The 9,384-nt window shown below is 74.5% G+C and carries 8 protein-coding genes; 3 read left to right on the top strand and 5 right to left on the bottom strand.

Annotated elements, in window-relative coordinates:
• Positions 1-112 precede the first annotated feature (112 nt).
• Complete coding sequence (locus ACN6LD_RS23095; protein WP_319192570.1) at positions 113-799, bottom strand: RDD family protein; 687 nt, start codon at positions 797-799, stop codon at positions 113-115.
• A 91-nt stretch (positions 800-890) separates the two neighbouring features.
• Complete coding sequence (locus ACN6LD_RS23090; RefSeq protein WP_445044152.1) at positions 891-2,552, bottom strand: RDD family protein; 1,662 nt, start codon at positions 2,550-2,552, stop codon at positions 891-893.
• 310 nt (positions 2,553-2,862) lie between these two features.
• On the opposite strand from ACN6LD_RS23090, the gene ACN6LD_RS23085 reads away from it, so the two are divergent.
• Positions 2,863-3,339, top strand: coding sequence for an SsgA family sporulation/cell division regulator (locus ACN6LD_RS23085; protein WP_319195816.1), 477 nt, complete (start codon positions 2,863-2,865; stop codon positions 3,337-3,339).
• 45 nt (positions 3,340-3,384) lie between these two features.
• Here ACN6LD_RS23085 and ACN6LD_RS23080 read toward each other — a convergent pair whose 3' ends face one another.
• A complete protein-coding gene (locus tag ACN6LD_RS23080; protein WP_445044151.1) occupies positions 3,385-4,818 on the bottom strand; it encodes an FAD-binding oxidoreductase in 1,434 nt (477 codons plus the stop codon).
• A 92-nt stretch (positions 4,819-4,910) separates the two neighbouring features.
• Between ACN6LD_RS23080 and ACN6LD_RS23075 the strand changes: the two genes are divergently transcribed.
• Positions 4,911-6,443: a tetratricopeptide repeat protein gene (locus ACN6LD_RS23075; protein WP_445044150.1), complete on the top strand. Its 1,533-nt coding sequence runs from the start codon at positions 4,911-4,913 to the stop codon at positions 6,441-6,443.
• A gap of 95 nt (positions 6,444-6,538) precedes the next feature.
• Here ACN6LD_RS23075 and hppD read toward each other — a convergent pair whose 3' ends face one another.
• A complete protein-coding gene (gene hppD, locus ACN6LD_RS23070; protein ID WP_319195822.1) occupies positions 6,539-7,684 on the bottom strand; it encodes a 4-hydroxyphenylpyruvate dioxygenase in 1,146 nt (381 codons plus the stop codon).
• Between the two features lie 126 nt (positions 7,685-7,810).
• On the opposite strand from hppD, the gene ACN6LD_RS23065 reads away from it, so the two are divergent.
• Positions 7,811-8,350 (top strand): Lrp/AsnC family transcriptional regulator, encoded by a 540-nt coding sequence (locus ACN6LD_RS23065; protein WP_319195830.1) that lies wholly within the window; start codon positions 7,811-7,813, stop codon positions 8,348-8,350.
• A 39-nt stretch (positions 8,351-8,389) separates the two neighbouring features.
• Here the strand turns inward: ACN6LD_RS23065 and ACN6LD_RS23060 are convergent, their stop codons facing one another.
• Complete coding sequence (locus ACN6LD_RS23060; protein ID WP_319195823.1) at positions 8,390-9,181, bottom strand: S16 family serine protease; 792 nt, start codon at positions 9,179-9,181, stop codon at positions 8,390-8,392.
• Positions 9,182-9,384 lie beyond the last annotated feature (203 nt).

The following is a 9,384-nucleotide window of genomic DNA, read 5'->3' as shown; positions in this document are numbered from 1 at the left end:
CCCCCCCCCCCCCCCCCCCCCCCCCCCCCCCCCCCCCCCCCCCCCCCCCCCCCGCCCGCCGTGCCTTCCGCATCGTCGTGCCGCCGTGCCCGACGCTGCGCCGTACGGCGCGTCAACGGGTGCCGACCACCACCGTCTTGGCCGCCTTGTCGTGCAGGCCCTGCTTGTAGGGCTTGTCGAAGTAGCTCCAGCCTCCGCAGACCGCCGTCCACAGACAGGCGCAGCAGAACGCGAACGGCACCCACAGCACCAGGGCGCGCACCAGGGACGTCTGCACCGAGGGCGTCGAGCCGTTGTCGAGGTCGGCCACCCGCATGCCGAGCCACCTCTTGCCCAGCGTCTGCCCCGTTCTGGCGGTCAGGACCGTGTCGTACGCGACGTAGAGGATCGCGGCGACGAGTTCCCGTCCGAAGGTCTTGCCGAACTCGATCCGGTCCGCGTCCACGGTGTACTGCGCCACCCCGAAGGCCCATGCCAGCAGCGACACCACGACGAAGACGAGGATCATGTCGATGATCCTGGCCAGCGTGCGCCGGCCGCTGTCGGCGAGCGGGGGCATCCCGGCGAGCGGGTCCGCGGGATAACCGCCGTAGGGGTCGCCCCCGCCGCCGCCATAGGGATCACCGCCGTAGGGACCGCCGCCATAGGGACCGCCGCCGCCCGGCGCGCCCGCGTACGGGTCCCGCGGGGCGTCGTACGGCGAGCCCTGGCCGGGCGGGGGCTGTGGCGGCCGCTTCCTGAGCGGGTCGTCCTCAGGCGGTTCGCCGCCGCCGGATCCGGGAGGCGGTTCGTTGGTCATGCCCCCGAGTCGACCGCGGACTCTCCGGCTCCGCATCCGGCGAGCGGCCGTCCGGGGTACGCCCGGCCGGGCCTGGCCGGCCGGACCCCGGTCAGCCGGCGACGAACGTGTGCGCCGCCTTGTCGTGCCAGCACTGGCGCCACGGCCTGTCGAACAGGCCCCACAGGACGCCCACGACGCCGACGGCGAGCAGACCGGGCACGCTGTAGACCAGCCAGCGACGCAGGGCCGCCCCGTAGGACGGGGGTTCGCCGCCCTCGATGTCGCGCACCTGGAGCCCCAGCAGCTTCTTGCCCAGCGTGCGGCCCCACTTGGCGGTCGGCAGCGCCTCGTAGACGATCCCGAACACCAGCAGGACGGCGAGGACGATCCCCAGGTACACCGACGTCGTGCCGTCCAGCAGCCAGACGGTGACGGTCTCTCCGCTCAGCTTGGCGGCGTCGATCTTCTCGTCGACGTGGTCGAGGGCCCGCACGCCGAGCGGCAGGGCAGCGCCCGCGGTGACGGCCGCGAGGACGAAGGTGTCCACGAGGCGGGCGGCGAGCCGCTTGCCCAGGCCCGCGGGGCGAGCCTCGGCCTGACGCCGGGCGGCTGCCTGGAAGACGTCGTCGACCGGCGGCTTCCAGGGGGTGACGGGTCCGTCCTCGGCGCCGGTGAGGCGATGCACCTGCTGCGCCCAGGAAGGCTGGCCGCCCCCGGACCCCGCGGCCATCGGGGCGGGGGCGGCGGGGGTTGCGGGGGTCGCGGCGGCCGTGGCCGGCCGGGGCTGAGCGGCGCCGGGGCCGCCCGGGTCGGCGGGCCGGCGGGGCACGCCGGGAGCGGGCTGCGAGGGCGCGGACGCCGGCCCGGAGGCGGACGCCGGCGTCCGTGCCACGGGCGGCCCGGCGGGATGAGCCGCGGAGGGCGCCGAGGGCTCCGGGGGGAACCCGGGGCCCTGCGGGGCGGGGGTCGCCGCGGCCTGCGCGGGGTTCTGCGGGGACGGGATCTGCGCCGGCCCCTGGGGAGCCTGGACGCCCGGTCCCGGTGCGGCCGACGCCCGGTCGGCCGCCGCCTTGCCGGCCCCGAATCCGGGGGGTGCGGTCGTCGGGCCCTGGGCGCCCGGCGGGTACCCGCCGTCGGCGCCGCCGGTGCGCGGCGCCGGCGGACGGAAGGTGACCGTGCCCTGGTCGGGGGTGTGGCCCGCGGGAGCGAAGGGGGCCGGGCCGGCCGCTGCTCCGGCCGGTGCCGCTCCCCCGCCGCCCGCGGTAGGCCGGCGGAAGACGAACGTGCCCCCGGAGACCACGTCCCCCGCGCCGGCCTCCGGCTCCGCGGGCGGGATCGTCGTCATGCCGTCGGTGCTCGTCGAGGCGCCCTCGGGCTGGACCTGGGCGGGCAAAGGCACCCTCGGGTCGGCGGCCGGCGGGCCGCCCCAGGAGACCCGGCGGTCCTGGTCGCCGCCGAAGCCGGACTGGTGGGAGCGGTCGGCGCCCCACGCGGAGGCCGGCTCGGGGTGGCCGCCGTACGGGTTCGCCGGCGGCGGGCCGCCCGGCACGGGGTCCTCGTCGAAGAAGTGCGGGCCGGTCTCCTCCACCGGGGACGCGGGCCCGCCGCCGGACGGGGCGGTGAGCGGGCGGCCGTCGGACGGCGCCGGCCGACTGGTGCCCGGTACCCAGGCGGAACCGTTCCAGTACCGGACGTATCCAGGGATGGACGGGTCCGGGTAATACCCCTCGCGGGGCCTGTCGTCGCCGGGTGCCGGGGTTGGGGCGCTCATGTCCGTCGTCCCGTATCTGCTCGGGGGTGGGATGGGGGGCTCCACATCTATCAGACGGACGCAAGCCCCACCGCCAGTCCTGCCGGACCCGCCCCTTTCCGGGCAACCCCGTGCACGCTCTTCACACGTTCGGAACCGTCCGACGGGAACTCGGAGGGCCCCCGCACCGGGCCGGTGCGGACAGTCCGCCGAAAAAATTTCCGCAGACCCGCGTAATGGTTGCGGCGCTGTCCCCTCTCCACTCGTACGAGCCCGCTCACGGGCCCGCCCACGGGCCGCGAACGGGGTCCGTCGACGAGAGGAGAACGACATGCAGCACACCGTGGTGGAACGCGAGCTGGAACTCAGACTGATCCTGTCGCCGGAGCGCGCCGTCCCGGTGCCGGCCCGGCTCGGCTACCGCAGCGACGACCCGTTCGCCGTCCACGTGACCTTCCACATCAACTCCGCGCACCCGGTGGGCTGGACGTTCGCCCGCGAGCTGCTGGTGGAGGGGGTGTTCCGGCCGTGCGGGTACGGGGACGTACGGGTGTGGCCGACGAAGTCGCAGGGGCGCAGCGTGGTGCTGATGGCGCTGAGCTCGCCCGACGGGGACGCCCTGCTGGAGGCGCCGGCGGCCCAGGTGTCGGCCTGGCTGGAGCGGACCCTGCGGGCGGTGCCCCCGGGCGCCGAGGGCGACCGGCTCGGCATCGACGACGGGCTGGCCGAGCTGCTCGCCGCGACGCCCGCCGACGACCTGTGGCTGTGCGACCCGTGGCCGTCGGACGAGTCCCGGGACGGCGAGTGAGCCGCCCGGACGGGAGCCGGGCGGCTCACGGCGGCCTGCCCGGACTCAGAACAGCTTGCCCGGGTTGAGGATGCCCAGCGGGTCGAAGGCCGCTTTGACGGCGCGCTGCATCTCGACGCCCACCGGGCCGATCTCGCGGGCCAGCCACTCCTTCTTGAGCACGCCGACGCCGTGCTCGCCCGTGATGGTGCCGCCGAGTTCCAGACCGAGGCCCATGATCTCGTCGAAGGACTCGCGGGCGCGCCGGCGCTCGTCGGGGTCCGTCGCGTCGAAGCAGACCGTGGGGTGGGTGTTGCCGTCTCCGGCGTGGGCGACGACCCCGATGGTCAGCCCGTGTTCGCGCGCGATGCGTTCGACGCCCTCGATCATCTCGCCGAGTCTGGAGCGCGGCACGCACACGTCGTCGATCATCGTCGTGCCCTTGACCCGCTCCAGCGCGACGAGCGACGACCGCCGTGCCTGGAGCAGGAGTTCGGACTCGGCGGCGTCGTCGGCGGGGACCACCCGGGTGGCGCCGGCCGCCTCGCACAGCGCGCCGACGGCGGCGAGGTCGGCGGCCGGGTCGGGGGTGTCGAAGGCAGCGAGCAGCAGGCCCTCGGTGGTCTCCGGCAGGCCCATGCGGGTCAGGGCGTTGACGGCCCGGACGGTCGTGCGGTCCATCAGTTCGAGGAGGGACGGCACGTGCCCGCCGGCCATGATCCGGCACACCGCGTCGCACGCGGCGGCGGAGGAGGCGAACTCGGCCGCCAGCACCAGCTGCTGCGGCGGCCGCGGCCTCAGTGCCAGGACGGCCCGCACGACGACGCCCAGCGAGCCCTCGGAGCCGACGAACAGACGGGTGAGGTCGTATCCGGCGACGCCCTTCGCGGTGCGGCGGCCGGTGGACATCAGCCGTCCGTCGGCGAGCACCACGTCGAGTCCGAGGACGTACTCGGCGGTCACCCCGTACTTCACACAGCACAGGCCGCCCGAGGCGGTGCCGATGTTGCCGCCGATCGTGCACGTCTCCCAGCTGGACGGGTCGGGCGGGTAGTACAGGCCGTGCTCGCCCACGGCACGGGAGAGGGCCGCGTTGACGACGCCGGGTTCGACGACGGCGATCCGGTCGACCGGGTTGATCTCGAGGATGCGGTCCATCGCGGTCAGGGAGAGGACGATGCAGCCGTCGGAGGCGTTGGCGCCCCCGGACAGGCCGGTGCGGGCGCCCTGCGGGACGACCGGGACGCGCAGCTCGCTCGCCGTGCGCATGACGTGCTGCACCTCGTCGACGGTGCGCGGCAGCACGACCACGGCGGGGACGCCGGCCGGGCAGAAGCTCGCCATGTCGTTGGCGTAGGAGGCCGTGACGTCCGGGTCGGTGAGGACCGCCCCGGCGGACAGCCCGGCCCGCAGCCGGTCGAGCAGACCGCCGGTCGCCACGGAGTCACGCGTCGCCACGGCGTCGTCCTCGGGTGGTGCTTCCCAACGGCTCATGATCACAGGTTCGCACCCGGGGCCATCGGTGTGAACCCCCGTCCGGGGACCCTCGGGCTGACGTCGCGCGGTCGTCGTGCTGACGCACAGTGAGCGCCATGGAGAACGAGGAGCGCGCCGCCGAAGAGCGCACCGCCCCCGACGGGACTCCTGCGGAGGTCGTCGCCGAGGCCGTTGCGGCAGCCGCCGGAGAACCCGCCGCAGAGGCCGCCGAAGCCGCCGGGGAGGTTCCCGGGGACGTCTCCCGGGCGCGCCGGCGCCGGCGCCTGGTCGTCGGCTCGCTCGTCGGGTGTCTGGTCCTGGGCGGCGGGGTGCTGGTGTGTCTGCCCGGCGAGGGGCCGGCGGGACGCGGGGCGCCGGTGGCGGCTCCGGGGGCCCAGGCGGGATCGGCGGTGCGGGCGGGGGTGGCGGCAGCACTGTCCGATCTGGCGGCGCTGGTCGAGGAGCGGGAGCAGGCGGTGCGGGAGCGTCCCCAGGACGCGCGGTCCTGGGCGGTGCTCGGCACGGCGTACCTGGAGCAGGGCCGGCGCACCGCCGACGTCGCCGTGCTGTATCCGAAGGCCGAGCGGGCGTTGCGGGCCTCGCTGAAGGCCCGCCCCCGGGGCAACGCGGACGCCCTCGGCGGTCTGGCCGCGCTGGCCGACGCCCGCCGGGACTTCCCCGCCGCGCTGCGCTGGGGCGAGGCCGCGCGCAAGGCGGCGCCGAAGCGCTGGACGACGTATCCGCAGCTCATCGAGGCGTACACCGGGATGGGGGACTACAAGAAGGCACTGAAGGCCCTGGACGCGCTGACGGCGTTGCACTCCGGTCCCGCCGTGCGGGGACGGGCGGCGGGCGTCTACTGGGACCGGGGCAGGCGTGAGGACGCGCAGGCCGCGCTGGCGGACGCGGCGGTCGGCGCCGACTCCCCCGCCGAGCAGGCGGCGTGGCTGGAGCGGGCCGGACAGCTCGCCTTCGAGCGCGGTGAGCGGGAGGACGCGCTGCGGCACTTCCAGGAGGCGGTCCGGCTCGACCCCGACCAGCGGGCGGCGCAGGCCGGGCAGGGCAGGGCGCTGGCGGCGCTGGGGCGGACGACGGAGGCGCTGAGCGCCTACCGGGTGGCGCTGGAACGGCAGCCCCTGCCGCAGTACGCGCTGGAGCTGGGCGAGCTGTACGAGTCGCTGGGGCTGGCCCAGGCGGCGCGGGTGCAGTACGACCGGTTGCGGACGCTGGTCCGGCAGGAGTCGGCCGGTGGCGTCGACGGGGAGCTGACGCTCGGCCGGTTCGAGGCGGACCACGGGGACCCGGCGTCGGCGGTGCGGCGGCTGCGGGCCGAGTGGCGACGGCAGCCGGGCGTCGCCGTCGCGGACGCGCTGGGCTGGGCGCTGCACCGGGCCGGGGACGACGAGGAGGCGCTGCGGTTCGCCTCGATCGCCACCGACCGGGTGCACGCGGGCGCGGTGTACAGCGCGCCGTACGTCCACCACCTGGCGGTGATCGAGCGAGCACTGGGGAAGGACGGCCCGGCGCGGCGGCACCTTCAGGAGGCGTTGCGGATCAACCCCTACTTCTCGCCCCTGTTCGGCCCGGCGGCCCGGGCCGCCCTCGCCGATCTCGGCGAGGAGCCGCCCCCGGCCGGACTGCCCGACTGAAGGAGGCGGCACGAGGCCCTCCCGAAAGGCCCTCCCACAGGGCTCTTGCGCAAGACCTGTCAGGGCGCGTCCGCGGTGTGGCGCGCTCTGCCGGTCTACAGGTTGCCGCGCTTGTCCTGCTCCCGTTCGATCGCCTCGAAGAGGGCCTTGAAGTTGCCCTTGCCGAAGCCCATCGAGCCGTGGCGTTCGATGATCTCGAAGAACACGGTCGGCTTGTCCTGGACCGGCTTGGTGAAGATCTGCAGCAGGTAGCCGTCCTCGTCGCGGTCGGCGAGGATCTTCAGCTCGCGCAGGGTGTCGACGGGGACGCGGGTGTCGCCGACCCACTCGCCGAGGGTGTCGTAGTAGGAGTCGGGGGTGTCGAGGAACTGCACCCCGGCCGCCCGCATCGTGCGGACCGTCTGCACGATGTCGTTCGTGTTGAGCGCGATGTGCTGGACGCCTGCGCCGCCGTAGAACTCGAGGTACTCGTCGATCTGGGACTTCTTCTTGGCGACGGCGGGCTCGTTGATCGGGAACTTGACCTTGAGCGTGCCGTCGGCCACCACCTTCGACATCAGCGCGCTGTACTCGGTGGCGATGTCGTCGCCCACGAACTCCTTCATGTTCGTGAAGCCCATGACCGTGTTGTAGAAGCCGACCCACTCGTTCATCCGGCCGAGTTCGACGTTGCCGACGCAGTGGTCGACGGCCTGGAAGGTGCGCTGGGCGGGGGGTTCGACGATCGGGTCGGCGCTCACGTAACCGGGGAGGTAGGGGCCGTCGTAGCCGGAGCGGTCGACGAGGGTGTGCCGGGTCTCGCCGTAGGTGGCGATCGCGGCGAGGACGACCGTGCCGTGCTCGTCCTTGAGCTCGTAGGGCTCGGCGACGGAGCGCGCGCCGTGCTCGATGGCGTAGGCGTAGGCGGCGCGGGCGTCCGGGACCTCGATGGCGAGGTCGACGACGCCGTCGCCGTGCTCGGCGACATGCCGGTCCAGGAAGTGACCCCAGGTGGTGGCGGCCTTGATGACGGAGGTGAGGACGAAGCGGGCCGAGCCGTTGGTGAGCACGTACGAGGCGGTCTCGCGGCTGCCGGTCTCCGGTCCGGAGTAGGCGACCAGCTTCATGCCGAAGGCGGTGGAGTAGTAGTGCGCCGCCTGTTTGGCGTTGCCCACGGCGAAGACGACCGCGTCCATTCCCTTGACCGGGAAGGGGTCGGCCTGCCGCGCGGTGTCGGGAGTGAGATGTGTGGTCTGCGTCATAGCGAAAGCCTCGCGCCAACTCTGCAAGGTGCGCAATAGTTCGCATACCGGCTGGGCAATCTGTGCAGCTGCTCGGCGGTCTCGGCAGGCTTTCTGTACAGGGTGACCATCGTGGAGGCGGACGGCATGGGGATCGATCGTCTGGACGGCCGGATCATCGTGCTGCTGGCACGGGAGCCGCGCCTGGGGGTGCTGGAGATGTCCCGGCGGCTGGGTGTGGCCCGCGGGACCGTGCAGGCGCGGCTCGACCGGCTGCAGTCGAACGGCGTCGTCCGGGGGTTCGGCCCCGAGGTCGACCCGGCGGCCCTCGGCTACCCGGTCACCGCGTTCGCCACGCTGCAGATCCGGCAGGGCCAGGGGGCCGACGTGCGGGCCCACCTGGGATCCGTGCCGGAGGTGCTGGAGCTGCACACCACCACGGGCGGCGGGGACATGCTGTGCCGGCTGGTGGCCCGCTCCAACGCCGACCTCCAGCGGGTGATCGACCGGGTCGTCGGTTTCGACGGCATCGTCCGGGCCTCCACAGCGATCGTGATGGAGAACCCCGTCCCGCTGCGGATCATCCCGCTCGTGGAGCAGGCGGCGGAACAGGCGCCGGGCCGGGCCGGGGAGGACGCGGGCGACAGGGACGGCGGCCGGGACGGCCGCCGGGACAGGGGGCGGTGAGGCGGACGGCAGAAGGCAGGCCGTTCCGCGGCCCGCCGCTCAGCAGCCGGGGACCGAGCCCTTGCCCTTCTCCAGGGCGACGAGCGCGCTCACCGCGCCCTCGAGCGTGGTGACCGGGACCAGCCGCAGTCCCTTCGGCAGCTCGGACTTCGCGTCGGAGCACTCGTCCTTCGGGACGAGGAACACGGTCGCGCCGTCCCGCCGGGCGGCCTGCGTCTTCAGGGCCACGCCGCCGACCGCGCCGACCTTGCCGCCGGCGTCGATGGTGCCCGTGCCGGCGATCGTGCGGCCGCCCGTCAGGTCGCCGCCGGCGCCGTCGCCGTCGAGCTTGTCGACGATGCCGAGCGAGAACAGCAGTCCGGCGCTGGGTCCGCCCACGTCGGCCAGTTTCAGCGTGACCTCGACGTCGTCCTCGCCCAGCTTCAGATACGCCAGCGCCGCCTGGGTCGCCGCGTCCTGGGAGTCCTTCATCTGCTCGGTGTTGTGCCGCTCGATCTCCTTGGTGCTCTCCCCGCTGGGGTACACCGCGTCGCGCGGCATGATCGCCTGGTCGGTGCGGAACCAGCCGTCGAGGACGTCGCCCAGCGTGACGTGCGCGTCGGGGCCGGTCGCCTCGATCGTCGTCATGCGCAGCTGCCCGCTGGTGTCCCGCACGGGCGCGCCGGAGATCGTGATCACCGCGGCGCCCTGGTTGTCGCCGAGGACGTTCGCCGTCATTCCCGGCTGCGCCACCGAGAACGGCAGCGGCGCGAAGGCGGCCGTGGCGAGCAGCACCACGAGGGGCAGGGCGCAGACGGCGAGAGCCCGGGGGCGAGAGAGGCGAGAGAGCACGGAGTCAATCTAACGTGACGAGGCGCCGAGGCTCGCGGCTGGAGGACGCCCACGCTCGAGCCGCCCGCACGCCGGCCGCACGCCCGCCGATCCGCACGCCGCCCGCACGCCGCCCGCACGCCGGCCGACCCGCACGCCGCCCGTGCCGATCACCGTCACCGCGCGCCGAGCACGGGCGGCGCGGCCGAAGTGCGGGCGGGGCG

This window comes from Streptomyces sp. SAS_272 (assembly GCF_052543235.1).
This window is presented reverse-complemented; position numbering and strand designations above follow the sequence as displayed.